Annotated in this window: 27 protein-coding genes and 4 pseudogenes; 3 read left to right on the top strand and 28 right to left on the bottom strand. The window is 49.5% G+C overall.

Features of this window, described 5'->3' with window-relative positions; translation table 11 throughout:
* Window positions 1–141 precede the first annotated feature (141 nt).
* Both ACZZ0K_RS05435 and ACZZ0K_RS05430 read left to right on the top strand, forming a co-directional pair.
* On the top strand, window positions 142–309 hold the full coding sequence (locus ACZZ0K_RS05435) for a DUF2897 family protein (protein ID WP_016770901.1): 168 nt from the start codon (window positions 142–144) through the stop codon (window positions 307–309).
* Between the two features lie 137 nt (window positions 310–446).
* Complete coding sequence (locus ACZZ0K_RS05430; protein ID WP_252878663.1) at window positions 447–1,004, top strand: TetR/AcrR family transcriptional regulator; 558 nt, start codon at window positions 447–449, stop codon at window positions 1,002–1,004.
* Here the strand turns inward: ACZZ0K_RS05430 and ACZZ0K_RS05425 are convergent.
* The 4 genes and pseudogenes from ACZZ0K_RS05425 to ACZZ0K_RS05410 all read right to left on the bottom strand — a co-directional run bounded on the left by ACZZ0K_RS05425 (window position 1,001) and on the right by ACZZ0K_RS05410 (window position 2,815).
* Window positions 1,001–1,552 carry a beta-ketoacyl-[acyl-carrier-protein] synthase family protein gene (locus ACZZ0K_RS05425; protein ID WP_463559749.1) on the bottom strand — a complete coding sequence of 184 codons (552 nt, stop codon included), beginning with the start codon at window positions 1,550–1,552 and terminating at the stop codon, window positions 1,001–1,003. The genes ACZZ0K_RS05430 and ACZZ0K_RS05425 overlap by 4 nt on opposite strands.
* Before the next feature lie 12 nt (window positions 1,553–1,564).
* Window positions 1,565–1,687: pseudogene (locus tag ACZZ0K_RS05420) on the bottom strand (hypothetical protein); the annotation flags it as partial.
* Window positions 1,688–1,746: 59 nt separating this feature from the next.
* Window positions 1,747–2,244: pseudogene (locus ACZZ0K_RS05415) on the bottom strand (beta-ketoacyl synthase N-terminal-like domain-containing protein); the annotation flags it as partial.
* A gap of 235 nt (window positions 2,245–2,479) precedes the next feature.
* Window positions 2,480–2,815, bottom strand: a complete 336-nt coding sequence (locus ACZZ0K_RS05410; RefSeq protein ID WP_150742528.1) for a ComEA family DNA-binding protein — start codon at window positions 2,813–2,815, stop codon at window positions 2,480–2,482.
* 338 nt (window positions 2,816–3,153) lie between these two features.
* Between ACZZ0K_RS05410 and ACZZ0K_RS05405 the strand changes: the two genes are divergently transcribed.
* Window positions 3,154–3,630, top strand: coding sequence for an acyltransferase (locus ACZZ0K_RS05405; RefSeq protein ID WP_150742529.1), 477 nt, complete (start codon window positions 3,154–3,156; stop codon window positions 3,628–3,630).
* A gap of 107 nt (window positions 3,631–3,737) precedes the next feature.
* Here the strand turns inward: ACZZ0K_RS05405 and ACZZ0K_RS05400 are convergent, their stop codons facing one another.
* From ACZZ0K_RS05400 to ihfB, 24 genes and pseudogenes are all read right to left on the bottom strand, one after another.
* Window positions 3,738–5,186: a hypothetical protein gene (locus tag ACZZ0K_RS05400; RefSeq protein ID WP_258707036.1), complete on the bottom strand. Its 1,449-nt coding sequence runs from the start codon at window positions 5,184–5,186 to the stop codon at window positions 3,738–3,740.
* Between the two features lie 11 nt (window positions 5,187–5,197).
* Entirely contained in the window at window positions 5,198–5,587 is a 390-nt protein-coding gene (locus tag ACZZ0K_RS05395; protein ID WP_258707037.1) for a GtrA family protein, read from the bottom strand.
* Window positions 5,580–6,524, bottom strand: a complete 945-nt coding sequence (locus tag ACZZ0K_RS05390) for a WxcM-like domain-containing protein (RefSeq protein ID WP_258707038.1) — start codon at window positions 6,522–6,524, stop codon at window positions 5,580–5,582. The genes ACZZ0K_RS05395 and ACZZ0K_RS05390 overlap by 8 nt, the downstream gene beginning before the upstream one ends.
* A 1-nt stretch (window position 6,525) precedes the next feature.
* Window positions 6,526–7,454, bottom strand: a pseudogene (locus ACZZ0K_RS05385) (glycosyltransferase family 2 protein).
* Between the two features lie 142 nt (window positions 7,455–7,596).
* The gene (locus ACZZ0K_RS05380; RefSeq protein ID WP_150742534.1) at window positions 7,597–9,591 is read right to left on the bottom strand and encodes a polysaccharide biosynthesis protein; all 1,995 of its coding nucleotides are present in this window, start codon (window positions 9,589–9,591) and stop codon (window positions 7,597–7,599) included.
* A 91-nt stretch (window positions 9,592–9,682) separates the two neighbouring features.
* Window positions 9,683–10,696, bottom strand: coding sequence for an MraY family glycosyltransferase (locus ACZZ0K_RS05375; RefSeq protein WP_150742535.1), 1,014 nt, complete (start codon window positions 10,694–10,696; stop codon window positions 9,683–9,685).
* A 48-nt stretch (window positions 10,697–10,744) separates the two neighbouring features.
* A complete protein-coding gene (locus tag ACZZ0K_RS05370) occupies window positions 10,745–11,683 on the bottom strand; it encodes an NAD-dependent epimerase/dehydratase family protein (RefSeq protein ID WP_252878667.1) in 939 nt (312 codons plus the stop codon).
* Window positions 11,680–12,678: a WaaS/CpsH family glycosyltransferase gene (locus ACZZ0K_RS05365; RefSeq protein ID WP_252878668.1), complete on the bottom strand. Its 999-nt coding sequence runs from the start codon at window positions 12,676–12,678 to the stop codon at window positions 11,680–11,682. Before ACZZ0K_RS05365 ends, ACZZ0K_RS05370 begins: the two co-directional genes overlap by 4 nt.
* Before the next feature lie 105 nt (window positions 12,679–12,783).
* Complete coding sequence (locus ACZZ0K_RS05360; RefSeq protein WP_463559007.1) at window positions 12,784–13,239, bottom strand: serine O-acetyltransferase; 456 nt, start codon at window positions 13,237–13,239, stop codon at window positions 12,784–12,786.
* 10 nt (window positions 13,240–13,249) lie between these two features.
* Window positions 13,250–14,383 carry an NAD-dependent epimerase/dehydratase family protein gene (locus ACZZ0K_RS05355; protein ID WP_150742538.1) on the bottom strand — a complete coding sequence of 378 codons (1,134 nt, stop codon included), beginning with the start codon at window positions 14,381–14,383 and terminating at the stop codon, window positions 13,250–13,252.
* 63 nt (window positions 14,384–14,446) lie between these two features.
* On the bottom strand, window positions 14,447–15,619 hold the full coding sequence (locus ACZZ0K_RS05350; protein ID WP_258707040.1) for an O-antigen polymerase: 1,173 nt from the start codon (window positions 15,617–15,619) through the stop codon (window positions 14,447–14,449).
* Window positions 15,620–15,648: 29 nt separating this feature from the next.
* On the bottom strand, window positions 15,649–16,332 hold the full coding sequence (locus ACZZ0K_RS05345) for a glycosyltransferase family protein (protein ID WP_463559006.1): 684 nt from the start codon (window positions 16,330–16,332) through the stop codon (window positions 15,649–15,651).
* A complete protein-coding gene (locus ACZZ0K_RS05340; RefSeq protein WP_463559005.1) occupies window positions 16,316–16,585 on the bottom strand; it encodes a glycosyltransferase family 2 protein in 270 nt (89 codons plus the stop codon). The genes ACZZ0K_RS05345 and ACZZ0K_RS05340 overlap by 17 nt, the downstream gene beginning before the upstream one ends.
* A gap of 41 nt (window positions 16,586–16,626) precedes the next feature.
* Window positions 16,627–17,538: an O-antigen translocase gene (locus ACZZ0K_RS05335; RefSeq protein ID WP_463559004.1), complete on the bottom strand. Its 912-nt coding sequence runs from the start codon at window positions 17,536–17,538 to the stop codon at window positions 16,627–16,629.
* Window positions 17,451–17,897 (bottom strand): oligosaccharide flippase family protein, encoded by a 447-nt coding sequence (locus ACZZ0K_RS05330; protein ID WP_463559003.1) that lies wholly within the window; start codon window positions 17,895–17,897, stop codon window positions 17,451–17,453. The genes ACZZ0K_RS05335 and ACZZ0K_RS05330 overlap by 88 nt, the downstream gene beginning before the upstream one ends.
* 4 nt (window positions 17,898–17,901) lie before the next feature.
* The gene (locus tag ACZZ0K_RS05325; RefSeq protein ID WP_258707042.1) at window positions 17,902–19,023 is read right to left on the bottom strand and encodes a DegT/DnrJ/EryC1/StrS family aminotransferase; all 1,122 of its coding nucleotides are present in this window, start codon (window positions 19,021–19,023) and stop codon (window positions 17,902–17,904) included.
* 71 nt (window positions 19,024–19,094) lie between these two features.
* Entirely contained in the window at window positions 19,095–19,484 is a 390-nt protein-coding gene (locus ACZZ0K_RS05320; RefSeq protein WP_323620540.1) for a sugar 3,4-ketoisomerase, read from the bottom strand.
* A 39-nt stretch (window positions 19,485–19,523) separates the two neighbouring features.
* A pseudogene (gene rfbC / locus ACZZ0K_RS05315) lies at window positions 19,524–20,078 on the bottom strand (dTDP-4-dehydrorhamnose 3,5-epimerase); the annotation flags it as partial.
* Between the two features lie 132 nt (window positions 20,079–20,210).
* Entirely contained in the window at window positions 20,211–21,251 is a 1,041-nt protein-coding gene (locus tag ACZZ0K_RS05310) for a Wzz/FepE/Etk N-terminal domain-containing protein (protein WP_191622384.1), read from the bottom strand.
* 159 nt (window positions 21,252–21,410) lie between these two features.
* Window positions 21,411–22,289: a glucose-1-phosphate thymidylyltransferase RfbA gene (gene rfbA / locus ACZZ0K_RS05305; protein WP_150742545.1), complete on the bottom strand. Its 879-nt coding sequence runs from the start codon at window positions 22,287–22,289 to the stop codon at window positions 21,411–21,413.
* Window positions 22,286–23,179 (bottom strand): dTDP-4-dehydrorhamnose reductase, encoded by an 894-nt coding sequence (gene rfbD / locus ACZZ0K_RS05300; RefSeq protein WP_150742546.1) that lies wholly within the window; start codon window positions 23,177–23,179, stop codon window positions 22,286–22,288. The genes rfbA and rfbD overlap by 4 nt, the downstream gene beginning before the upstream one ends.
* Entirely contained in the window at window positions 23,176–24,252 is a 1,077-nt protein-coding gene (gene rfbB, locus ACZZ0K_RS05295) for a dTDP-glucose 4,6-dehydratase (protein ID WP_150742547.1), read from the bottom strand. The genes rfbD and rfbB overlap by 4 nt, the downstream gene beginning before the upstream one ends.
* A gap of 223 nt (window positions 24,253–24,475) precedes the next feature.
* Window positions 24,476–24,715: a LapA family protein gene (locus ACZZ0K_RS05290; RefSeq protein ID WP_150742548.1), complete on the bottom strand. Its 240-nt coding sequence runs from the start codon at window positions 24,713–24,715 to the stop codon at window positions 24,476–24,478.
* A 30-nt stretch (window positions 24,716–24,745) separates the two neighbouring features.
* Window positions 24,746–25,042, bottom strand: coding sequence for an integration host factor subunit beta (ihfB, locus tag ACZZ0K_RS05285; RefSeq protein WP_007950920.1), 297 nt, complete (start codon window positions 25,040–25,042; stop codon window positions 24,746–24,748).
* Window positions 25,043–25,162: the final 120 nt, after the last annotated feature.

Raw genomic sequence — 25,162 nt, 5'->3', positions numbered from 1 at the left:
GCAGCTCCTACAGGAATTTCGGATGCACCGGGTGCAAGCGGCCTAGAATGGAACCACTGCGAAGTCGTTTCGCTCAAAGGTGGTATGCAGCATCGCACGGCGAAGTCCTCGCCCGTCGAGCTGCCATTAAGGAGAGCCGTTATGCCCTGGTATGCCTGGTTGATTCTGGTCGTTGCGATCGGCTCGATTGTCGGCGGATTGATGATGTTGCGCGACACCGCCAACAAGGTCGAACTGACCGATGAAGAACGCAAGCGCGTCGCACAGCGCAATGCCGAAGCGGATGCCAAGGATGCACAAGACCGCTGATACCAACCCCGCCGCAATGGCGGGGTTTGTTTTTTCAGCACAATCGGACTTACCCGCAGGCTGTTTAGATTTTAGAAGTACAGTCACCATTTAATCTTCCGTGGTTAAGATGGCAGCATCGTCGCGGAGAGCTCCACATGCGTTACTCGCCAGATCACAAAGCCCAGACCCATCAACGCATCATCAAGGAGGCTTCCGCCCGATTTCGCAAGGACGGTATCGGCGGCACCGGCCTGCAGCCTTTGATGAAAGCCCTGGGCTTGACCCATGGCGGTTTCTACTCACACTTCAAATCCAAGGAAGAGCTGGTCGAAAAAGCCCTGCAAGAGGCCGGCGAGCAAGTCGCGGGCCTGTGCGAAGAAATCTTCGCGCAGGAAAACCCTCTGCAAGTGTTCATCGACACCTACCTGTCAGAGTGGCATCAGACCTCGCCCGACGAAGGCTGCCCGCTGCTGACCATTTCATCGGAGCTGGGCCTGCGCGGCCAACCAAGCCCCACCAGCGACGAAGTCCTCAATGCTCGCCTCGAACAAATTCAAGGCACGCTCGAAGGCGAGAACAGCGCCGATCGCAGCATTGTCATCATGGCCACCCTGGCTGGCGCATTGCTGCTGTCACGCAGCGTCGCGGATGCCGACTTCGCTCAGCGCATCCTCGACGTCACCCGCGGACATCTCAAGCAATCGAGCGATTAACCTTCCCAGCGTTTGAACAACACGCTCGCATTGACCCCGCCAAAACCAAAGCCGTTGGACAAGGCATATTCGATTGAAATGGAGCGCGCCTCGCCATGCACGATGTCTACCCCTTCGCTCGCCGGATCCGGGTTTTCGAAGTTGAGCGTTGGTGGCACCACCTGATCACGAATCGCCAGCAGCGTGAAAATCGCCTCCAGCCCACCCGCCGCGCCGAGCAAATGACCGGTAGCGGATTTGGTCGAAGTCACGGCGATCTTGTTCTGCGTGCCAAACAACGCCTTGATCGCCGCCAACTCGCCCAAATCGCCGACCGGCGTCGACGTCGCATGAGCGTTGAGATGCTGCACCTGCTCCGGCCTTACACCGCCCTGAGCCAGTGCCAAATGCATCGCCCGGCGTGCGCCGCTACCGTCTTCCGGCCCGGCGGTCAGGTGGTAGGCGTCGGCCGTGGTGCCGTAGCCAACCAGTTCGGCCAACGGCTTCGCACCCCGTGCGAGCGCATGCTCCAGCGACTCGATGACCAATAGACCGGCGCCCTCGCCCATCACGAAACCATCGCGCCCACTGTCGAAGGGACGCGAAGCTTTTCCGGGGTGTCGTTGTAGCCGCTGGACAACGCCCGCGCCGCCGCGAAACCGGCGAGACTGACGCGATCGATCGACGCCTCCGCACCGCCACATACAGCGATGTCCGCCTCCCCCGCCCTGATCAACCGCGCTGCATCGCCGATCGCCTGAACCCCGGCGGCACATGCGGTAACCGGAGCGCCCAACGGCCCTTTGAGGCCATGCTGGATCGAGACATGACCCGCCGCGAGATTGACCAGAAACGATGGAATGGTGAACGGCGACAAACGCCGAGGACCACGGCTGTCAGTGGTACGCACCGCATCGGCAATCGCACCGAAACCACCGACACCCGAGCCGATGATTGTTGCAGTGCGCTCCTGGCTTTCAGCGTCCGCCGGATGCCAGCCGGCCTGCTCCAGCGCCTGCCGCGCCGCTTCCATGGCAAACATGATGAAGCGATCCATCTTCTTCTGTTCCTTGGGCGGCGTCGCACGATCCGGATCAAACCCGGCCTCGGCATCCTCCTCCACCGTCGGCACACTGCCGCCGACCCGGGTCGGCAGATCAGCCACGACTGCATCTGGCAAGTTGCGCAACCCGGAACGACCGGCCAGCAAACGCTGCCAGACGATTTCAACATCACTGCCCAAGGGTGAAACCAGGCCCATGCCCGTGACGACGACTCGACGTTGGTTCATATCGTGGTTACCCCTTATCAATTCAAAATTCGACGTGCATCGGTGTGCTGCGATTCGGCTGCTGAATCAGTCCCGAGCGAAATTATTATAGGCATAATCAAGACGCAATATGATACCCGTAATTTTTAGCATTCAGACATTCAACAGATCGGCACCCAATAAAAAGGCCGGTCAATGACCGGCCTCTCGGCGTTGAACTGTCAGCTTAGTTCACTTCCAGCTTGTCACGGTTGCGATCCAGAATCGCCTTGCCAATCCCCTTCACTTCCAGCAACTCATCCACCGACGCGAACGGCCCGTTTGTATCGCGATACGCAACAATCGCCTGCGCCTTCGCCTCCCCCACACCCGCCAACTCCTTCTGCAACGTCGCCGCATCCGCGCCGTTGAGATCGACCTTGGCAGTCTGAGAAGGAGCAGCTGCATCCATCAGCAAAGGAGCCTTCGTCGTCTCCGAAGGCGCTACAGGGGCCGCAATCGCAGCGATTGAGGCACTGGTGAGGAAAGCAAAGATCAGCGAGTAGAAATAACCGGTACGCATAAGTGACGCTCCTTGAAATAAGTCATGAAGCAGCTTTCCTGAGCTGCTCCCTCAAACCTAGGCGATCGCTGGAGGTTGTCAAAAATGCAAGCGTTGCAAAACGTGTAATGGATAAATGGCCCCACCAGGTGGCACTGCAATATTCGGAGTGACCCGTCATTGGAAGAAACAGTTGTAGTCGCCAGTACCATGGACAATGCCATTCGCAATGGAGCGAACACTGGTTAAACACTCGAAGTGTCCCGCATGACTCGTATTCACAGGCTTAAAAACGTATGGATATAGAGCGTGTTTTCTACGAAACTACGCCATCGAAAAAGCCAACCCGGGATGGAAAAATGAGCGATTCCAAAGATTACTTCGTACACTCTCACGCCCTGTGTGAAAGCTCTCATATTGGTAAAGGCACCCGAATTTGGGCATTTTCACACGTATTGCCGAAAGCAAAAATCGGCGAAGACTGTAACGTCTGCGACCATGTCTTCATCGAAAATGATGTAGTGATCGGAAACCGGGTGACAATCAAATGCGGCGTTCAGATCTGGGACGGCATTTCCATCGCGGATGACGTGTTTATTGGTCCTAACGCAACATTCACTAACGATCGTTTCCCTCGCAGCAAAGTCTACCCGGAAAGTTTTGACCGTACTGTGATTTGCAAGGGAGCTTCGTTGGGAGCCAATTGCACCATTCTTCCAGGAATTACAATTGGAGAAAATGCAATGATTGGCGCTGGAGCTGTTGTAACGCGCTCCGTACCTGCAAACGTCACAGTGGTGGGTAATCCTGCAAGAATTCTGCAACCAAAGAAATAACGGTACTTAGGTACTGGAGAGGAAAATCGGCCATCCCACCCCTGGTGGACTCGAGAGGCCGATTTTTCAATAGAGTGATTAACCTTGCCCTTCCCGACTTTCAGTTTCTAAAACTCCTTGAAGTGGCGGTTTTTACTGAAGTGCATAAATAGTGAAAAGGCGATGAAAACCGACATAAGAATGACCCCTAATTGATAAGTCGTGAGTGACATCCAAGGCCCCTGCCTGCCAAAATAAAATTGCCATTGATATGTCTGAAACCCCAACCCTTTGACAGCAGCGATTGCGAGATTTTGCTTCAGCCAAAACACCGGTACCAATAACAAGACAGAAAAGATAAAACACCAGATCCGCGTGCGCCACGCAAAATCACTAAGAGCGTATATCAGAACGATAACCGGCAACGCGGCGATCCACTGTCGGCTTTCTGACCCAAAGGCCAAAAACGGCAAAAGCGCTATAAATAGCACGATAAGCCCGGTAGGAAATGGACGTGCGTAACCGAGGGACCAAGCCAGGCAAGCGAACAAAGCTAGAACGATTACCGGACCAAAGCTTATAAAATGTGCAACTAACGGTTTAAATGGCGCAGCAAGTGACTGATAAAGCAAATAATCCAATAACGGAGGCCCGGCGAACCCGGTATTCCAGTCGAAGCTGATTTTCATTAACAAGGCAGACAATGAAAAGAAAAGCACACCGAAAAATGAACCGTAAATACTCAAAGACTTCCATGTTTCAGGTCTAACTATCAGCCTTAGACCCAGCCAAATTATGACGTACAACGATATCAATATTGCGAACGCCGACAACATCCACATATCAACGCTCGCGGTTTTGCCATTTAGACTTGCCGAATGGGCAGATACAGCAGACAAGGGTACATGATGGATAACAAAAAGAAGCAGAACGGTTAGCGGTGCCGCTAGAATGACAAACCAAAGCAAAGTCAATCTGAGCTTTGCACGCGACTTTTCAGCTACCTGATTAAAATGGAATGGGAAAGCTGCGAGCACCAAAGGAATCAAAAAAAGCCCTGGCATTAGCCACGCACAAAATGCGCAAAGTATGTATATCATCCAACGATAAGAGCGAACCCAGCACCAGATGCTGACACATGCAGCAGCAAGGGCAATATGGTCACTAAGTATGGGATAAAATACCGGCATGCAGATAAACATCCAACTGCAGGCCAGGGTCGCCACAGATAAAGTCGCAACACCAGACTTAACACTCAATTTAATCATCGCATCATGGAGAACCACAACTGCGACCGACAACATTAGAGCATTGAGTATTGCTTGCAAGATAATCAAGGAAGCGGTCGATGCACCAAAATACGAAGCAACGACTAATGGAATGAATCCTGAAATACGAATAGAGCGGTAAGGATCCCCGACAACAGGGAGACCTTTAGCCAAAGCTTCCACGTATTGAACATACACACTTCCATCCCAACCTGCGCCGTCGCGAACGGGAATAAACCCCAAAACCGAATGCATTATCAGAAAAACAATTGCCACTGCAATACCGCAGCAAATAGAGGACCTATTCAATTTAACACGCCTTATTTATAGTTATTAGCCGAGAAAATTTTGCGCGACAAAAAATAGCTAACCGGGACAAACAACAAAATAACAACAAGCAGAGCAAACTCGCTATTAACACCGAATTTTTCAACCGCAACCCACAGCACAAAGCCGTTCCATATATACTGGATCACATAAACAAGCGGAAACAAAAGCACTGAGCGCAGGCCTTGATTACTTTTGAAAACCAGCTTGCTATTCAGATAGTAAGCCAGAATTACCCCTGACACATAAGCTACCGCATAACTTATCTGGTACGAAAAAAAACCGAGCAAAATCAAATAAAGAGCATAGGTTGCAATGGTATTAAAGCCGCCAGACAATACAAATCTGCAAAATATAGTAGCACCGCCTGAAATCTTAGACACCAGTAGACCTCGAGGCCAGAGTAATATGAGCAATGAACTCATCATAGTTCCGGATATAGTCTTCATTGTCATAGTAGTCTGAGGCCAATACAAGAAGCACAGCGTCTTCGGAGTATTCATACTGAACACCCCATGTCATAGGAGGAAGGTAAAGTCCTTTATCAGCTCGATCCAGAACGAACTTCTCCCGATTGACACCATCGTCAGCAACCACTGAAATAGAGCCATTTACCGCAATCAGGAACTGATGACACTTGAAATGAGCATGATTACCGCGGACTTCTTCGGCTGGGACAGCGTAAACAAGAAAATAGCGAGATACCATGAATGGGATATTACGCCCAAATTCCCCCATTGAAAGTTTGCCACGCTCGTCTTCGACCTTATGTATATCGTGCAGCGTGACGCCTTTCACTGAAGTTTGTCGAGCGCTCACAACATGATCTTCCAAATGATTCAGCGACGGGTCAACGCTTGGATTGATTTTATTGCCTAAAACTTGCGCAGACGCTCCGCTTATAATGGCATAATCAGGTACTGATTTGGTCACCAAAACGCCTGCACCTATAACTGCGAAATCGCCAATTATGACGTTTGCCTGCACTTCTACGCCATCACCTAAATAGACATTACGGCCGATTTTGGTTTGTTGCGACTTTTCAGAGCCGCTTAAATAACCATGGATTACGACATCATTACCAATGAATGTATCGTCTCCAACAACGACGCATTCAAAAATTCTCGCTTGATTCTTGATTATCACGCGATCGCCGATAGCTACATCATTTTCAACGGTTACTCCCTCAAAAATACAGCAGTGCTGACCGATACACGCCGATGGGCTGATGCGGACATCGGCTCGAATGAAAGTTCCCTCGCCAATTTGGTTTGGCGTGCAAACAGCACGATCATGTATAAATTGAGGTAATGGGTTCACTTCAAGATCCAAACTTTTCGACGCGCATAGGAATTGCCAACGGTCTGTTTTTTGTATTCTCATAAGTTCGCCAGGCATAGGAACCTACAATACCGAGCCCCATCAAATTCAGACTACCTAAAAACGTAATCATCAACATAGTAACCGCATATCCGGGAACTGGTATTTCGCCATGAACTTTCGCCCACACAACGAGCATCCCAAAAAGAAATGCCAGGATTGATCCGACTGCTCCGACTCTTGTAAGTAATCGAATAGGTAGATCCGTAAAGGAAAATACGCTATCAACCATGTAGTTTAATTTTTTTGAAACGTCCAGGCAGATTTCCCATGCTGGCGTTTTTGGCGTTTATACCTCACAGAACCGCGCCGAAAACCCAACCAGAAGATCTGCGCGACCAGAGAACTATGGCGCTCTTGAAGTGTTAACAGTGTGTCCCTGAAAGGTTTGTTACAGGCAAAAATATCAATGCCGCCAAGAGGTATCTCCGGTACAACATAGCGACGATAGAGCCCCCAAAAAATCCTTGAGGCTGTCCGGGACATAAATGGATCATCCCTTCCGTCCCGCACACCGACGACAATGTCAAAATTTTTGGTAATCAATAAGCTGTTCATGCTACTGATCAGTTCTGGTGGTTCCTGGAGATCCGCAGCCATCACGGCAAATCGTTCTCCACTAGCAAACTGAAACCCTGTACGGATTGCCATGAAAGAACCAAAATTCCGCGAAAGCAATATCAATTGAGAGCGAAATTTCCTGTTCGGTAATTCTTGCCTGAGCAGCTCGTAGCAATTATCCGGACTTCCATCAACCACAAAAACCACTTCCAAATCCCTCAACAATTGATCGTTCATCAAATCAATTGCGCTGAGCAGATCAGGGAGAGAGCCCTCATTACGGTAAACTGGAACGACTAAGGACAGCAAAATAGAGCCCCTTTGAATAATTAAAGCCCTGTAAGCAGGACTTAGTTTGGCGGCAAGATCTCAAGCCAAGGAGAGCTAGCTGATGCCAAATATTGGGTGAACGCTACGGACTGAATATCACTCCACAACCCGAATTTGCGATTTAAGGATCAAGTCGCCGTTGTTGATATATCCAGTCAACGATTTCACCATCCGGTGTATATCCACTGACCGTATCTCGCAATAACTGGCGAACTAGAGCATAGTCATCAGCCTCAACGGCAGCTATCAATTCTGATAATTTCGCTTTGAGTATGTCCCAAGGAATAAAATCTTCGTTGGCACTCATGATCATGGGATGAGGTGTCTCGACGACGTTGTCGCCTATCAGCAGTTCCTCATACAATTTTTCTCCCGGCCGCAGTCCGGTAAATTCGATCGCGATGTCTCCGTGAGGATTTTTCTCAGAGCGAACGCTGAAGCCCGAAAGATGAATCATCTTTTCTGCCAGCTCGACGATTTTCACCGGCTCCCCCATATCCAGAACAAACACATCTCCCCCCATACCCATGGAGCCGGCCTGGATTACCAACTGGGCCGCCTCCGGGATGGTCATGAAATAGCGGGTTATTCTGGGATGGGTGACGGTCAACGGCCCTCCAGACTTGATCTGTTTATGGAACAGTGGAATAACGGAGCCTGAGGAACCAAGTACGTTCCCGAAACGTACCATGGTAAAACGCGTTTTGTTCACATGAGATACGTTAGCGGTATCTCGAAACAAGACGGGGGCAATCTCTCGACTCAATGCTTGCAAGGTCAGTTCGGCAAGTCGTTTCGTGCTTCCCATGACATTAGTCGGACGCACAGCCTTGTCCGTTGAAATCAAAACGAAATTTGCCACTCCAGCCTTCAAAGCAGCCTCGGCCGTGTTCAACGTTCCGATTACGTTATTGAGAACGCCTTCGGCAATATTATGCTCAACGATAGGCACGTGCTTATAGGCTGCGGCGTGATAAACAGTATTTACCTGCCACGTATTCATGACATCGAGCAACTTGCCTGGATTACTCACGGAACCGAGTATGGGCAGAAGTCGGACTGACAACGACTTACGCGTGATTTGCTGTTCCAGTTCAGAAAGAATGCTATATAAATTGAATTCACTGTGTTCAAACAGAATCAATGTCGTTGGGCGCAGTTCAAGTATCTGTCGGCACAATTCCGAGCCGATGGAACCGCCAGCCCCGGTGACCATTACAGCTTGTTCTTTGATGCAATGTTCGAGAAGGTTCTCCTGCGCGGGCACAGCGTCGCGCCCGAGCAAGTCAGCGATATCCACCTCTTGGATATCATCTACTTTCACCCGTCCACTCGCCAGATCCATAAATCCTGGGACGCTTCGAACGTGGAGCGGAAAGCCTTCCAGAAACCCGAGGATCTCTCGACGACGAACCCGGTTTGCTGAGGGTATCGCCAACAGGATTTCCTGCGCTCCAGTGGCATCAATCATGCTTTGAATGTGCTTTGGTTTATAAACCTGCAGGCCGGCGATCACCCGATTCGCGATACTGTTGTCGTCATCGATAAAGGCAATCGGGCGCATGACTCGCCCCATGCGCAATGCTGCTACCAACTGATTACCCGCCGCGCCGGCACCGTAAATTGCAACCTTGGGCAGTCCATCATCACGGTTGGTGAAAGGTACATGCTGAGCCGCGGTAAACCAGTCACCCAGAAAATATTGGCGCATGGCAAGCCGCAAGCCACCTATCATGATCAGGCTCAGCCACCAATAGTTGAAAATGATCGATCTGGGCACAATATTTTGATGATTGCTGTACCAGAAAACTACCACGCCGAGTATCAAGGATGAGAGGCTGACAGCCTTGACGATTGCGATAAGTGCATCGTTACCGAAGTAACGCATGACGGCACGATACATTCCAAAACGGATAAATAAAGGAATGGCGATGGCTGGGGCGGCCAGAAACAGCACTTCGTGCATTTTGAAAGGGTTGATGATTACATCAAGTCCCAATCGGACTACGAAGGATAGCCACAAAGCCAGCCAAACCAGGGCTATGTCCGCGGACACCTGTATCAGGCGTTTCTGCCGACGCGGTAGCCCCACCAAAAAACTACGTAATTTATCCATAAATCCTTTGAGTACCTAACAGAAACAGCTTGCCAGCCAATGTCCTTTTTTCAGGATTCGACGAAGTCTGATGCGCAAAACCGACATGGAATCAGCGTACTTCCACATCCCCGGCACGGAATTTTAGTGCCAGCAGCACCAAAGGTACATACGCCACGAGCAATCCGAGCAAGCCATCGAGCTTTCCGTAGACTACAAGAAAGGCGACAGGCAACAACCATGCAATGTTCAATACGCCGCTCGCCAGCGTTACCGGCAGATGCCGACCGTAATGCCGGGAAGCAAATTGATAGGCATGACTGCGGTGGGCCTCGTATACCTTGTCACCGCGAAGCAAGCGACGAATCAAGGTGACTGTCGCATCGACAATGAAAACCCCCAACAGAATCAGCCAAGCGAAGAATAGTTCAGAGGACACCCACGCCGCCTGAAGCGCAAACATTCCCAAAACAATACCCAGAAACCCGCTACCCGCGTCCCCCATAAAAATTCGCGCAGGCGGGAAATTCCAGCAAAGGAAACCTGCAACCGCGCTTGCGAGCAAAAGCGGTCCTGCGACTTCGGCGTTCCCCTGTACCCCGTAGAGAAAAGCCATCCCCACACAAACCGTGACAGCCTCGACGCTCGCCAAACCATCGATACCATCCATGAAGTTATAAAGATTCAGCATCCACACCAGGAACATCGCTGCAACGAGATAGCCGAACAAGCCAAGATCGATCTTCATTTGCAGAATCGAGACAGGCGCAAGTCCGCCAATCCAGTACAAAGCCCAGAATGCCGCAAGAAAATGCCCCAGTAGACGCCATCTTGCAGCTATATGTCCGTGATCGTCGAGAAACCCTAGAATTGCCACCAACGTGCCCGCACCCAAGAACGCAACGGTTTGGTTCAATGGTAATAAACTCATCCAATACATGGCCGCCGTAGCCGCAAGGAAACCTAAAACGATTGCGACACCGCCCCCTCTCGGAGTGGGGATCGTGTGCGAACTACGTGCGTTTGGCACGTCGATCAAACTGCGTGCAATCGCGTATTTACGAAGAATCCACGTCAGTGCGAACGACACGATTGCAATAATCGACAAAAACAACCACAACATCAAAAACTCCTTATTGAGCCGTTCCTGGTTCGAGCGGCATGCGACACCAAATTATTTAAAATCTCGTGCCGATTTGACGAGCTCATCACGCGCAGAGAAAGGTGGCACCCAATTCAACAGAGTGCGTGCTTTTTCGGAATTGATGACAAAAGAACCGCAAAGCTGGGTCATCAGAGCGCCTTTGCCGACTAGTCGAGCTGCAGCAGACATGAGTGTGACAGGAAAATAGAACAGTCGGGGCGCCTTGCTCTTGCCTTCGAAAAGCGCCTGAAGAATCTCAGGCAGAGAAAAATCCTGACCATCAGATACAACGAACAGTTCCCCACCAGCGCTTGGATGGGTTGCGCATACCCTCATGAAATCTGTGAGATTGTTCAGTGAGATCATGCTTCGCTGATTGGCAACGCCTGAAAAAGGCAGCGGTATACCTTTGTCGACAAGTTTTAGCAGCTTTCGAAAATTCCCCGGCGCATTGGCAGCGTAAACGAGCGGCGGGCGGATAATGACCAGATCCATGGGGCCAGATTGATCAATGTATCGAGCCGAAAGTGCAATCTCGGCTTCGTGTTTGGATAGCGCATAATCCTTGATGGGGTTAGGTGGGGAACGTTCATCTATCGAAGCAGAATCAGTTTCCACACCATTCACACCGATGGAACTAACGAAAACAAATCGTTTTACCCCATTTCTCTCAGCCTCGGCAGCCAACCGTACGGTGAGGTCTCTGTTGACGGCCATCATGGCATTCAGGTTAGCGGCGTCCTTGCCAAACTGATGTGCCCGACCCGCAAGATGGATAACGACATCAACCCCTGCCAATGCGATCGATAGAAAAGCAGGATCGTCCAATTCGCCAATCAGGCAGTCATAATCGGCCGCAGATGCCTGCCGTCTCCTCATCTGCGCTCGAACAGATAAACCACTCGACTGAAGATGCTCGCATAAAGACTGGCCGATAAATCCACTTGCCCCGGTCACTAGCACTTTCATAATTTATTCACCGTATTGATGATTTCTTCGAGCCATCCACTCAAACTATAGCGGCGATAGACATGCGACTCGACAGTCTTATAAGGCGTATTCAGAAATCTTTCTGAAATGACAGGATTATTACGGTCGATGATCGAAATATTGTCTTCAGAATAGAAATCATAAAATTTGACACTGGCATTGGTGGTTACCAACTTTTTCCGCGCGCCGAGTGTTTCCAGTGTGCGCATGGTCAGACCTGTTTGCTGAGGATGCTCAATATCGAGTATCGCCCTTGACGCATTGAAAACGCGCTGCACTTCCGTCTTGGCAATAGACTCGAACCTAAACTTCTCCATTCTCGCAGTGCGAAAATTCTTATTGGTAAGGCGATATGCCCAATAAACCCATTTGGCCTGAAGGAGAAGATACCAATATCTACGAATGGATGGACTGAGCTGGCCGTCGACCTTTTCTACGATTGAGAACCGGTCTGTATGAGCAGTACCGATAAAACTGATATCGTAAAGCACCGGCGTTTCTACTGTAGATTCGAAACCAGCCGAAAAAAACAAAGGACGAAAATTGACGTGATATTGATCAGCGTCATTTTTGTCAAATGTGAAAATACTGTCGAAGAACTCAAGATTTTCCAACGTCTGCTGTCGATTGGAAAAAGAATCCCACATATAAAGTATAAACTTTGCCGAAGAATAACGTTGCCGCCAAGCAGCCAGTGTATCTCTTGAAAGGGTCTGGCCATTGACCACGAACACGTAATCAAAATCGGTAGTGTCTGACGCCAACGCGGCGTGATAATAACGATTCGCGGAGCCTATCACCCACTCTCTTCTAACACGGGTGAGCGCTTTTAGAAAAGCAGAATTGAAAGGACGGTCCAGCAAAAAAGTTACGCTTGCACCTTGCTTTTCAAGCTCTTTCTTAATATCGCTCTCATAACCAAAAAAAGCCGGAGCAATGTATAAGATATTTTTATCTTTAAGCAAATGATTCAAGACTGTATCGCCCGTTGTTTAACAATTTTCGCTGGCATTCCCGCTACCACGACGTCGTCAGGGACATCAATAAGCAATACCGAATTAGCGCCCACGACGACGTTATTACCCACCGTCACCCCCCAAGACTTTCGCACCGGCACCTACTACTACGTTATTGCCGATTACCGGGCGATGGGCTTCGTCATAGGTGAAATCCAGATCCTTCGCACCGAGAGTCACGCCCTGATAAATAACTGCGTTTGCGCCGATACTGACAGCGCCAATTACAGTCCCCTGTGTGTGCGGAAAAAACAAACCTGGCCCTATCTTGCAAACCACCGCAATTTCTATCCCAAAAAAAGTGTAATTCAGGAGCGAGAAAAAGCGCGCGAGCACCTTGAGCCCTTTGCGATTCGTTGCATAGGCCAGTCTGTAGAGCAGCACAGGAGCAAATCTGGGCGAGAGCATCCCGATCATCAGTCTGATCCTGGATGTCCTCGGCGGAGCGTTAAACAATAACCGCTGCCGCACGATGTCTGCATGCAATAAGTTGCATAAACTTGCTTCGTACTGCTCCACAGAATTCTCCTTAATTCATCAGCTTGCGTGCGCGCAATTCCTGGTTCGCTTTTTCAAGCTGATCCTCAGGCAAGGGCTGCTGCTGGACCCACTCGGCGAACCGCTTCAGGCCTTCCTGCAACGTTACTTTGGGTCGGATACCCAGCAAATCATTCAAGCGCTGGATGTCGGCGTAGTTATGACGAATATCACCCACGCGGAATTGGCCGGTTACTTGCACATTGGGCTCTTTGCCAAATGCACGCGTCAGTTCTTCCGCCACTTCTTTGACCGAAGTAGCAACACCGCTACCTACGTTGACGATAGTGTTCGGAGACTTCTCGACCATTAACCCGGCAAGCAGCGCATCGGTGACATCGTCAACATGAACGAAATCCCTGCTCTCAAGACCGTCTTCGAAAAGAGGGAGAACGCTGTTGCGGCGAATCTTTGTTGAAAAGATCGAGAGAATACCGGTGTATGGATTATTCAGCGATTGACGTTCACCGTAGACGTTCTGCAGACGGAAGATAGTGTAATCAATGCCCATTGATTGCCCACCAATACGAACCAGATCCTCTTGTGCATACTTTGTAGCAGCATAGAAAGAGGAAGGCGCGATGAGGTCCGTTTCAGTAGTCGGAACCAACTCCAGTGCTGTACCAGTCGAAGGGCATACAGGCTCCCACATTTGCTTGGCCAACGCTTCTGCTGACCGCGCGGCAGGACACACGCGCTGATTGGTCTGCGGATTGATGTACGCGCCCTCACCATAAACCGAGCGGCTGGAAGACAGTATGATCCGTTTGACATTGTGGGATGGCAGCTTTCCCAGCACGTCGAACATCAATGCAGTTCCCTGGGAGTTCACTTCATTGTATCGGGCGATCTCGTACATCGATTGGCCTGTGCCGGTTTCGGCAGCCAAATGAACAATGCCATCGACACCGTCCAAGGCTTTAACCCAATCTTCGCGTGAGGTAACGCTACCACGAATGAACTCAACCCCTTCACCGTTCAACCAGTCGAGATCAACTGGAAGGCTGCCATGCACCTGCACCGTCAAGGGATCCAGGATCCTGACGGAGTGATTGGTACTCAGCAATTTTGGAACGAGATGCGACCCGATGAATCCCGCGCCGCCGGTGATTAGAATCTTTTTCATGATACCCCTCTGAAAATCGTCAATAAGCAGTGTTGCCAAGCTGGCTCGTAGAATAACGACCAGCTATGTATCTTGCATCGCAGTTTCTTTCCGATTGCCAAAACGCAGATTGGTAAACACATAAAGCGAATAGCATATAAAAAATTGAAAAAGCGTTGGCAGCAAGAAAAACATGTCGTAAAAGATTGAAAAAACAAGGATCTGAAACGCAACCGAATACGCAAAGATCCCCCATGGCTTGCCCTTTAGTGATGCATTATAAATGCAGCAGCAGATGAACTGAATCAACGCGACAAAAAGAAAGCCTCCAAACGCACCTGCATCGGATACGAAACCTGCATAGATTGTTGAAGTATTCAGGTTTCTGTCGACGAAGGTGAACAGATCATTTCTCGCATCCAGGCCGAAAAAAGCTTTAACGACAGACGGCAGCATATTGGACATTGAATATGAGACTGACCAGGCTGGCGTTATTGTGTCGATATTATGAAAAAAATTACTGAGTCCAGCGGTCAAGTACACATAAAACCAAAGAAACCCACTAGGTAGCGCATCGAACACCTCGGCGGATTGCCCGGAAATCAGATAGGCGAATGGATTGGACGTTTGCCGCATATCGCCTAGATAGCCGAAAACGACCACCACAAACAAGGCCAGAAGCATCAGAGCGAATATCTTCTTATAGGAAATCCGGGTCAGCAAAAGCGACACACAGACGATTTGTATAAGGCCACTCAACAAAATTCCGCGTCCTAACATGAGCACTGGCCATAGCAGCAGTACTACAATTACCAATACAACCTTCTTAGACCTTGTCTTTATAGCCAAATAAGTCGCCATCGACAAAATTTGCAAATAACAGGCATTCATGACGCCATGAAGAGAAGGCACGCCAAATTCCGTGTACAGCTTGTTTATTCCAGCCAGTCGCCAATAAAGTGGGACGCCCGCCGAGTAATAAATTTCAAAAACAGTACCCAGCGCCCAAATACATAGAAGCAGACGAAAAAACCTACCAACATTCGAGACATAACTCGCCACCAGATCAGGACTGGCAGATTGCACATTTCTCCGCCTGCTGACCAGTACATACAAGAGAATAATACTGACCATATTCATCAATATTACCATCAGGCCTACAGCCGTCGGAGAGACAAGATTGGTAGTCAATCCAAATGCATACAACAAAAGAACCAGCGACCACATTGTTATATAAACGAATGCTGGATTTAGCATGACTTATACGTTCCGCTTCAAAGCATTTTTTAAATTCGGCAGAACTCTAGATACCAAACCAAAAAAGAGTGGGTTGCGAAGAAGAAAAAAGCTAATCGGGTAACCGAACGTTTTGCACCCGAGGAATATTTCAAAAACATTGGGTACAACGCTTCCACGTTGGCGCGGTTCCTTTTGACTACTTGCCGGAATAACTCACCGAGGAGATAGCGATATCCGCCTTTTTCGCAGGCGCGCTGAATGGACTCGTGCCCGCTATATCGTTGCGAAATCAGGTCGACTGTCAGCAAGGATTCTTCAAGCAATTCAAAAGTTCTATCGCTTGCGCCAAGCCCGTGCTTACGATATTTACCATAAACGCCTGGCAACTCTCGAATTTCGCCCTGCAGCGCCACTTCGATATAGAAAATCCAATCCGAAACTACTGGAAAGAGCGGATCAAAGCCATGTTGTGGACAAGCAGAGCGCCGGACCATGACGGAAGATGCACCTGGAATTCCGCCCTTGGCGATCAAGTCCTCAACATTGTGAATCTTTTCTTTCTCTGTTGTGTTAGTTCGGAACAGGACCTTACCATCAGCATGATTGAAAATATCAACTGGATGATAAGAGAGAACCACAACTGGATCCTTGAATTGCTCGACCTGAGCCTTGATTTTGCCGGGGAGAAACAGATCGTCCCCCCTAAAATCGCAATCAAATCCCCAGTGCATGCAAAGAACGCCGCGTTCGAATTGCCTGTAATACCCAGGTTTTTTTATTCAGAACGGGTACTACGGCATCAGGATACTTCCGTTGAAAATCTAAAATGACCTCCTGCGTTCCATCGGTCGACGCGTCATCCGCAACAACGATCTCAAGGTTATCGTAGTCTTGTGAAAGAACGCTCTCAATTGTTTCTGTAATCAAATGTTTTTGATTATAAGTAATGATCATTACAGAAACTTTCGGATTATAGGTATTCAACGTAAGCGCCTCAGCAAAATAAATCCATTGTCTAACAAGCGTTAGCCAGCCAACACTTCCGGCCGCATCCTTCTCAGCGCTCTATAAACAAACCACGTCATCAACAGCCAGTAAATTGCATAATTTACCGCATGGGCAAGAGAGACACCCTCCAAGCCAATATGGCTCGTAAACATTACTGTAAACAGGTAAAAACAAGCAGCCGATATTATTTCAGAAAGAATGAACAGCTTGAACATCGCTTTGCCGAGCATAACGTATGCCAATATCCAACTACCAATCTTCAGCGTATCGCCTACAATCTGCCAAGCGAATAAATTTCGCATCGGCAGAAAATCACTGGTAAATAAGATGTGAATAATGAAATCACGCAGCAAATAAATGATCAATCCGCAAATCGCAGCGCATGGCAGGATAAACCGATATCCTTGCAGAATTTCCGCCTTGATCTCTTCGTGATGAGTTAACTCTGACAGTCTGGGCAGATAATAAACGCTTAGAGTAGTAGTTACTAACATCAAATATGCGGCACTGAGGCGCCACATGGCTTCCCAGTAACCGGCAGATTCCCATCCGAACGAAGAACCCAGATAGTTACGTACGAAGATGTGGCTTACCGGCACACAAACCGCTGACGTCAAAGCCATTGCCGTATATTTGAGAAAATTCTTTGCGACTAATTTGTCTATCCGCCCAAAAAGATAGCTGAAACGAAACCAGTCAGCACCCGAACAAATATATAGCGTGACAAAAAAACTGATCGACTGATAAATCGCCAATGCGATCAATGCACCATAAAGCCCGGAAAATATCGCCAGCGCGGTTGTAACCACCAATGCAAAAACACTTCCGACGATATTGGCCGCTACATAGCGAAGCAGCTCTTTTTGCCGTTCAATATAGCTAAAAGCAATGTGTTTAGGGTAAAAAAGACCAGCGTTCCAGCAAACCACCTGAAAACGCCGCCGAACTGATCATTATTGAGAATCCAGGCGGCTAGTTCTTTACTGAATAAAACGATAATGACGCTGCATATCAACGAGCCGCAAATGGCTATTGTGCCCGCACTTCTCCAGACCGATTGCTGTTTCTTCTCGTCATAATGGTACTCGGCGGTATATTTTGTCACACCTGTATTGATCGCGCCGCTGGCAAATGTCGTTATCATTTGGATGGCATTTTGAAACTGACCAAGCGCGGCGTAACCTACAGGGCCGACATAAATCGCCAACACCTTATTGATACCCAAGAGAGTAAGCATTTTAACGAGAACCGCAATCCCGTTGAGAAGGCTTGTTTTTATGAGCGTCATTATTTCAACCAATACCGTTGAAACTGTTACATGCACTGATGACTGCTTCCGCGTCCGCAACAGACATTGTCGGACCTATGGGCAAGCTCAGCACCTGTGAATGGATTTCCTCGGTAACAGGGAAAGATAGTTCGTTCCACTCTTTATAAGCCTCCTGTTTATGAGGAGGAATCGGATAATGAATCAGTGTCTGGATCCCGGCTCCAGCCAAATGCTTCTGAAGTGCATCGCGAGTATCCGAACGGACAACAAAAAGGTGCCAAACGTGGCTTTCGAGGCCAAGCGCTGATACATCTTTATCGAGTGGCAGACGAATAAATTCATTATCGATTCGACGCATGTATAGATCTGCAATTTCCCTGCGACGCTGAATATCCTCTTCAAGGTATTTCAATTTCACGCTCAACATTGCAGCCTGAATTTCATCAAGGCGACTGTTTACACCCTGATAAATATTTTTGTATTTTTCATGGGACCCGTAATTTCGCAACGCTTTTACTACTGCTGCCAGTTCTTCATCATTTGTGGTTACCGCGCCGGCATCTCCCAAAGCGCCGAGATTCTTACCTGGGTAAAAACTGAAACCAGATGCATCGCCCCAACCGCCTGCTTTTTTGCCTTGGATACTCGCGCCATGAGCCTGTGCCGAGTCTTCCAAAACCAATAAGCCATAATCTTTTGCAATATTCATGATTGCTGGCATATCAGCCAGCTGCCCGTACAGATGGACCGGGAATATCACCTTGGTCTTGGTGCTGATCGCCGACATTATCTGGGCTGGCGAGATATTCATCGATGCATCAGGCTCAACTAATACCGGTGTCAGTCCGTTTTCGGTAATAGCTAGAACACTCGCAATATAAGTATTGGCTGGAACAATGACCTCATCACCATCCTTCAGCTTTCCGAGGAGCTTCCAGGCCCTAAGGATCAGATTGAGAGCATCCAGACCATTTGCCACACCAAGACAAAACTTCACATTACATACCCGTGCGAACTCCTTCTCAAACGCTTCGAGCTCTTTACCCTGAATATACCAGCCTGAGTCGATAACGCGCGCGCATGCAGATTTAAGCTCGTCAGCATAGACGGCGTTTACATCCTTTAAACTTAGAAACTCGATCATCAGTACACCTGTAATTCCGTATTATCCAAACCATGTCAAATCCGTCGCTAAACGACAGATAGGCCGTCGTCTCAGGATTTAGCGTTAGCAGTCACGACGTTGATGAAATCGTCATAATTGCGAATATAATCTGCCTCGTCATATTCCTGACTAGCGAACACTATCAATACACAGTCTTCGCTGAAATCATGCATCTCGCGCCAAATGAGATTATTAATCAGCACCCCTTTATCTGGTGAATTCAGCCAAACTTCTTTTCTGGAAGTTCCATCATCCATCACCATCCGGCACTTACCAGACACGCAAACCGCGAGCTGCCGCAATTGCTTATGGGCGTGAAAGCCACGACTGACTTCTAGCTGCGTACCAAAAATATAATAAACTCGCTTTATCTCAAAAGGTACTTGCGGTCCCTTTTCAATAGAGACCAAGCTGCCGCGAGCATCACCAATCACTTGCAGCTCTACAGATTCTGTCGTGCCAGATATGTAGAAGTAAGGCAGATCTGCTTCACAGAGTGGTTTCGCCTGCTGGTCTTTTTCGCTGATAACCGGCTCAAACCCAGGAGGCCATTCAATACCAATCTCGGGATCATCCCACTTAATGCTGCGCTCAAGTTCTTTGCAATACAGATCAGTTGTCTTATACAAGAAATGAGTATCGTCCTCCAAAGCCATGAACCCGTGGGCAAAGCCTTCAGGAATCCATAACATTCGATTATTTGCTGCGCTCAGTTCGACACCTACCCACTTTCCGAATGTAGGAGAGCCTTTTCTTATATCCACAGCAACATCAAAAGCGGAACCGGCAACAACTCTCACGAGCTTCCCTTGGGCGCTAGGCGAAAGCTGATAATGCAACCCCCTCAACACGCCTTTTTGCGAGCAGGAATGATTGTCCTGTACAAAACTACGAGGTTTCGGCAAACCGAGATCGGCCAGCGCCCCATGAAAACGCGGCTCGTTGAAAGTTTCAGCAAACCAACCGCGATCGTCCCTAAAAACCGTTGGCTCGACAATAACTACTTCCTCTAACTCGGTTTTTAGCAACTTCATTCGGCCATACCTTCAAAACGACGTATACATCGTCGGTGTTAATTTCAAAAACAGACAGGAGGCGTCAGAACCCGCCTCCTTCCTAAATAGCCCGGCAACAAAATCAGCGTGGATTTCGCATATGCAAGATTCCTATCGCGACTCTTCAAAACGATAAAACATAAATGCTGTCAGCAGGCCTAGCATTGCACCGAGCACCAGCGCCAGACCAATAACCAGTGAGGCTTTCGGTTTGATTGCATTTTCAGGTGCGTCAACTACGCCGTCGTAACGATACAAGCCGATTTCGCGATCTGCGGTGGCTAGCTTGTCAAAGAAATTCTTCTTCGCTTGGAGTTCCCGTAGCTCTTTGATAAATGCATCGTTGGACGATCTGAGTTCCAGGTTTTTAATTTCCGCCTTCAAAGCTTCCGCGCCTCTTAGAAAGCTCATATCGCCTTCCATATTTCCCGCGAGCGCCGAAGATGAGCTGCCGAAAACCATCGTAGGTTTCTGGACCCCGGAAGACTCGGCAACGCTTAATGCCGCTCGCAACTTAACAAGCGCATCCTCTCGTTCGGTTTGTCCGGTCTCTCGTTTGGTATCGATTTCCTGAGCAACGTTCTTCGCATGTACTCTGGCTTCATACGAAACGTTTTTCATTATTTCTTCGGTCGCCAGCGTCTCGGCCCGTTTCACATATTTTTTGATCCAGTCGACCGCTTTTTCGCCACTATTCGTTTGCACGACAACGGCATAGCGACCCGCCTCGTCTGAAGTAGTCGGATTGATTTGAATCCTTCTGACGAACTCGGAATACAATGCATCTCGTGAACGCGCTTGCTGATCCGAGCTGAGTGAAGGCAAATATTCATTCGCAAAGAATTCCTGGCGCAATGCTTCAGATCGAAGGTTACGCAAAAAAATGCGGTAAACATCATCGATCGAATAAGGGCTGAGCTCGAACTCTTTGGTGCGGCCAGTATTAAGGTCTGCAATGTCGCTTTGCGTAGGCGGGACCAGATAGCCCCTGGCTTCGTAAACACGTTCACTGAATACCACGTAAAGCAAACCCAAAATCCCGGCGATAGCTGTTATGCCAATGATTACCCATGCACGGCGCAGCAAGGCTCGAGCAATCAAAATAACATCAAACTCGTCGGAGCTTCGAGGATTCACGGCAGAGTTTTGCATGGTCTTTGAACCTTGTTTTGATCTGATTCGTTCGATCAATATCGAAGCTTGTGAATATTGCCGATACATTAGCGCATCAGCTCGTGGAATTTCTGAACTAGGGCCCTGTAAGTCTGTCAACGACGAGGTTTGGTCTACGTCAAAAACAGGGCTTATTCATCACCTCAGCAGATTGGAAAGGTATTGGCCATAGCCGGTTTTCTTCAAGCGTTCAGCCTGCTCTGACAATTGAGCCCTGTCGATCCAGCCATTATTGAATGCGATTTCTTCCAGGCATGCGACCTTCAGTCCCTGGCGCTGCTCGATGGTGTGAACGAAGTGGCTCGCTTCCAAAAGGGAATCATGCGTACCCGTATCGAGCCACGCGAAACCACGTCCCAGCATTTCAACATTCAGCGATTTCTGTTCCAGATAAGCACGGTTGACGTCGGTAATTTCCAACTCCCCACGCTCAGACGGCTTAATGTTTTTCGCAATTTCAACAACATCGTTGTCGTAAAAATAAAGGCCTGTCACAGCGTAGTTGGATTTAGGAGAGGTCGGTTTTTCCTCAATGCTTAGCGCGCGACCGGATGCATCAAATTCAACAACGCCAAAACGCTCTGGGTCTGATACGTGATAACCGAAAACAGTGGCACCCTTCGTTTGGCTACTGGCAGACCGCAAGTTGTCCGAGAAGTGCTGACCGTAGAAAATATTGTCGCCGAGAATCAGGCAGCAAGGATCTTTGCCGATGAATTCTTCGCCGATGATAAACGCTTGGGCCAGACCATCAGGCGAAGGCTGTTCGGCGTACGTCAACTCAATACCGTAAACACTACCGTCACCCAAGAGTTTGCGGAAGCAAGGCAAATCTTCTGGAGTCGAAATAATCAGGATTTCTCGCATCCCCGCCAGCATTAGCACTGACAACGGATAAAAAATCATTGGTTTATCGTAAATCGGAAGCATTTGCTTGGACACGCCAAGAGTAAGTGGGTGCAAACGAGTGCCTGATCCACCTGCGAGGATAATGCCTTTACGATTTATCATGGTCATTTGTTCAGAACTTCCCTAAGCATTCGGGTTACACCACTCTGCCAATCCGGCAGGTGTAGAGAAAAATTTTTGCGCAGCTTCTGCGTATCCAATCGCGAGTTCAGGGGTCGCCGAGCTGGTGTAGGATAGGCAGCAGTTTCAATTGGATTGACCGCCATAACAGCCAATTCCTCGCCCTGCGCTTTTGCGAAGTCAAGTACATGACTTGCATATCCATACCACGACACTTCGCCAGCAGCTGCCAAGTGATAGAGGCCGGCCAACTCCGGATGCTTGAGAACTTGCTGAATAGCCAACGCCGTTACGTCGGCGATTAAATCCGCCCCGGTCGGTGCCCCAATCTGATCCGCAATCACGTTCAATGTTTCGCGATCTTTGGCCAAGCGCAGCATGGTCCTGGCGAAGTTGTTACCGCGCGCACCGTAAACCCAGCTGGTGCGGAAGATCAGGTGTTTGCAACCGGATACGATGATCGCCTGTTCGCCAGCGAGCTTGCTGGAGCCGTAGTGATTCACCGGCGCAACAGCATCCGTCTCCTGCCAGGGCGTTACGCCTTGGCCACTGAAGACGTAATCGGTTGAATAGTGGACCAGCCACGCGCCCAGCGCTGCGGCTTCTTGCGCCATAACGCCACTCGCAAGTCCGTTTACGAGATCTGCCAACTCGGTTTCCGACTCAGCTTTGTCGACCGCCGTATAGGCAGCAGCATTCACGATAACGTCAGGCTTTACCTGACGAATCGTTGCACGCAGGGACTCAAGATTTGACAGATCGCCGCTGAAGCCATCAACCAGGTGACGGTCAAGTGCAATCATCTCACCAAGCGGCGCCAGTGAGCGCTGGAGCTCCCAGCCGACCTGACCGTTCTTGCCCAGCAGAAGAATTCTCATGCTTTGTTCGAACGATCGGCGTAGTTCTGATCAATCCACTGCTGGTAGCTGCCGCTCTTCACGTGCTCTACCCACTCGGTGTTGTTCAGATACCACTCAACCGTTTTGCGGATACCGGTTTCGAAAGTCTCTTCCGGAGTCCATCCCAGCTCACGTTGGATCTTGCTCGCGTCGATTGCATAACGCACGTCATGACCAGGGCGATCCTGAACATAAGTAATCAGGCTGGCGTGAGGACGATGGGCAGAATCAGGACGCAATTCATCAAGCAACGCACACAAGGTATGCACCACTTCGATGTTTTGTTTTTCGTTATGGCCACCGATGTTGTAGGTCTCTCCGATTACGCCCTCGGTGACGACTTTGTACAGCGCGCGTGCGTGATCTTCGACGTACAGCCAATCACGAACCTGATTGCCTTTGCCGTACACCGGCAGTGGCTTGCCTTCCAGCGCGTTGAGAATGATCAGCGGGATCAACTTTTCAGGGAAGTGGCATGGGCCGTAGTTGTTCGAGCAGTTGGTAACCAGTGTCGGCAGGCCATAAGTGCGAGCCCAGGCACGAACCAAGTGGTCGGAGCTTGCCTTGCTGGCCGAGTAAGGCGAGCTTGGCTGGTAAGGCGTGGTTTCGGTGAACAGGTCTTCCGGACCTTCCAGGTCTCCGTAAACTTCGTCAGTCGAAATATGGTGGAAGCGGAAGTTGGCTTTGCGCGTGTCTTCCAGCGCAGCCCAGTAGTGGCGCGCAGCTTCGAGCAGCGTGTAGGTCCCGATGATATTGGTCTGAATGAACTCGGACGGGCCGGAGATCGAGCGGTCAACGTGAGATTCTGCGGCCAGGTGCATGACTGCATCGGGTTGGTGTTCACGCAGGACACGGTCGATCTGGTCACGATCGCAGATATCGACGCGCTCGAAGGCGTAACGCGAATTCTGGCTGACCTCTGCCAGGGACTCCAGATTGCCGGCGTATGTCAGCTTATCGACGTTAACCACCGTATCGGAAGTGTTGGAGATGATGTGACGGATGACTGCCGAGCCGATAAAGCCGGCACCGCCGGTAACTAGAATTTTCACGCGAAACGATACCCTTGAGCTGCGGACAGCGCTGCCAGCGAGCGCGGTCTAATCCATGAATGCAGAGGCCACTTTCAATTGGCATCCGTCAGAGTCAGTCTGAATCGACATGCATTAAGGCACGATCGAACAAGGGACGCATTTTACAGCTTAATGATGGTTTTACTAATGGATAAAGACAGGCTGAGGCGCAATTTCGACAGATGCCGTGCGCCCGTCGCTTTCAGACCAGCCCCTTGCGTGCGGCTCTGGACGCGCGGCCCAGAAACCAGCCCAATACCGGACCGATGAGCATACCGACCAGCAATGCCAAAACCGCGACAACCGACACCGGCAGCTGCGGGCCTGAAAAGCCGAAAAACAAAAGCGAGACTGACTGTTGGTTTTCAAGCACAAACGCCAGAACAACCAGAACCATCAGCAGAAGAAAAACGCCAAGCAGTATGCGTTTCAGGTTACGCATTCACGCCCCCTTGAATTTGAATAGCGGAGATCAAGCGCCCTCCTCCTCTTCTTCGTTCACGCGGTCACGCAATTCCTTGCCCGGCTTGAAATGCGGAACGAATTTACCGTCCAGACTTACCGACTGGCCGGTTTTCGGGTTGCGGCCGACGCGCGGTGCGCGGTAGTGCAGGGAGAAGCTGCCAAATCCACGGATCTCGATACGATCACCGGTGGCGAGGCACTGAGACATTTGTTCAAGCATGGTCTTGATGGCCAGCTCCACATCCTTGGATGAGAGTAGCCCTTGATGGGTGACAATTCGTTCGATCAACTCCGACTTCGTCATATTTTTCCCTTCTTTTTCAAGCAGCTAGATCAGCGCTTGAAAGGTTTTAGCATGCCCGGAAGATTTTGAACAGCCCAGGGATTGACATATCTTTCCCGGGGTCAAAACGCCCATTTTCAG

The sequence above is a fragment of the Pseudomonas sp. AC255 genome (assembly GCF_979258175.1).
This window is presented reverse-complemented; position numbering and strand designations above follow the sequence as displayed.

Coding starts and splice junctions, on each gene's coding strand:
- ACZZ0K_RS05435 (WP_016770901.1), top strand. CDS start 142: ATGCCCTGGTATGCCTGGTTGATTCTGGTCGTTGCGATCGGCTCGATT.
- ACZZ0K_RS05430 (WP_252878663.1), top strand. CDS start 447: ATGCGTTACTCGCCAGATCACAAAGCCCAGACCCATCAACGCATCATC.
- ACZZ0K_RS05425 (WP_463559749.1), bottom strand. CDS start 1,552: ATGGGCGAGGGCGCCGGTCTATTGGTCATCGAGTCGCTGGAGCATGCG.
- ACZZ0K_RS05410 (WP_150742528.1), bottom strand. CDS start 2,815: ATGCGTACCGGTTATTTCTACTCGCTGATCTTTGCTTTCCTCACCAGT.
- ACZZ0K_RS05405 (WP_150742529.1), top strand. CDS start 3,154: ATGAGCGATTCCAAAGATTACTTCGTACACTCTCACGCCCTGTGTGAA.
- ACZZ0K_RS05380 (WP_150742534.1), bottom strand. CDS start 9,591: ATGGATAAATTACGTAGTTTTTTGGTGGGGCTACCGCGTCGGCAGAAA.
- ACZZ0K_RS05370 (WP_252878667.1), bottom strand. CDS start 11,683: ATGAAAGTGCTAGTGACCGGGGCAAGTGGATTTATCGGCCAGTCTTTA.
- ACZZ0K_RS05355 (WP_150742538.1), bottom strand. CDS start 14,383: ATGAAAAAGATTCTAATCACCGGCGGCGCGGGATTCATCGGGTCGCAT.
- ACZZ0K_RS05350 (WP_258707040.1), bottom strand. CDS start 15,619: ATGCTAAATCCAGCATTCGTTTATATAACAATGTGGTCGCTGGTTCTT.
- ACZZ0K_RS05345 (WP_463559006.1), bottom strand. CDS start 16,332: ATGCACTGGGGATTTGATTGCGATTTTAGGGGGGACGATCTGTTTCTC.
- ACZZ0K_RS05330 (WP_463559003.1), bottom strand. CDS start 17,897: ATGACGCTCATAAAAACAAGCCTTCTCAACGGGATTGCGGTTCTCGTT.
- ACZZ0K_RS05325 (WP_258707042.1), bottom strand. CDS start 19,023: ATGATCGAGTTTCTAAGTTTAAAGGATGTAAACGCCGTCTATGCTGAC.
- ACZZ0K_RS05310 (WP_191622384.1), bottom strand. CDS start 21,251: ATGCAAAACTCTGCCGTGAATCCTCGAAGCTCCGACGAGTTTGATGTT.
- rfbA (WP_150742545.1), bottom strand. CDS start 22,289: ATGACCATGATAAATCGTAAAGGCATTATCCTCGCAGGTGGATCAGGC.
- rfbD (WP_150742546.1), bottom strand. CDS start 23,179: ATGAGAATTCTTCTGCTGGGCAAGAACGGTCAGGTCGGCTGGGAGCTC.
- ACZZ0K_RS05290 (WP_150742548.1), bottom strand. CDS start 24,715: ATGCGTAACCTGAAACGCATACTGCTTGGCGTTTTTCTTCTGCTGATG.
- ihfB (WP_007950920.1), bottom strand. CDS start 25,042: ATGACGAAGTCGGAGTTGATCGAACGAATTGTCACCCATCAAGGGCTA.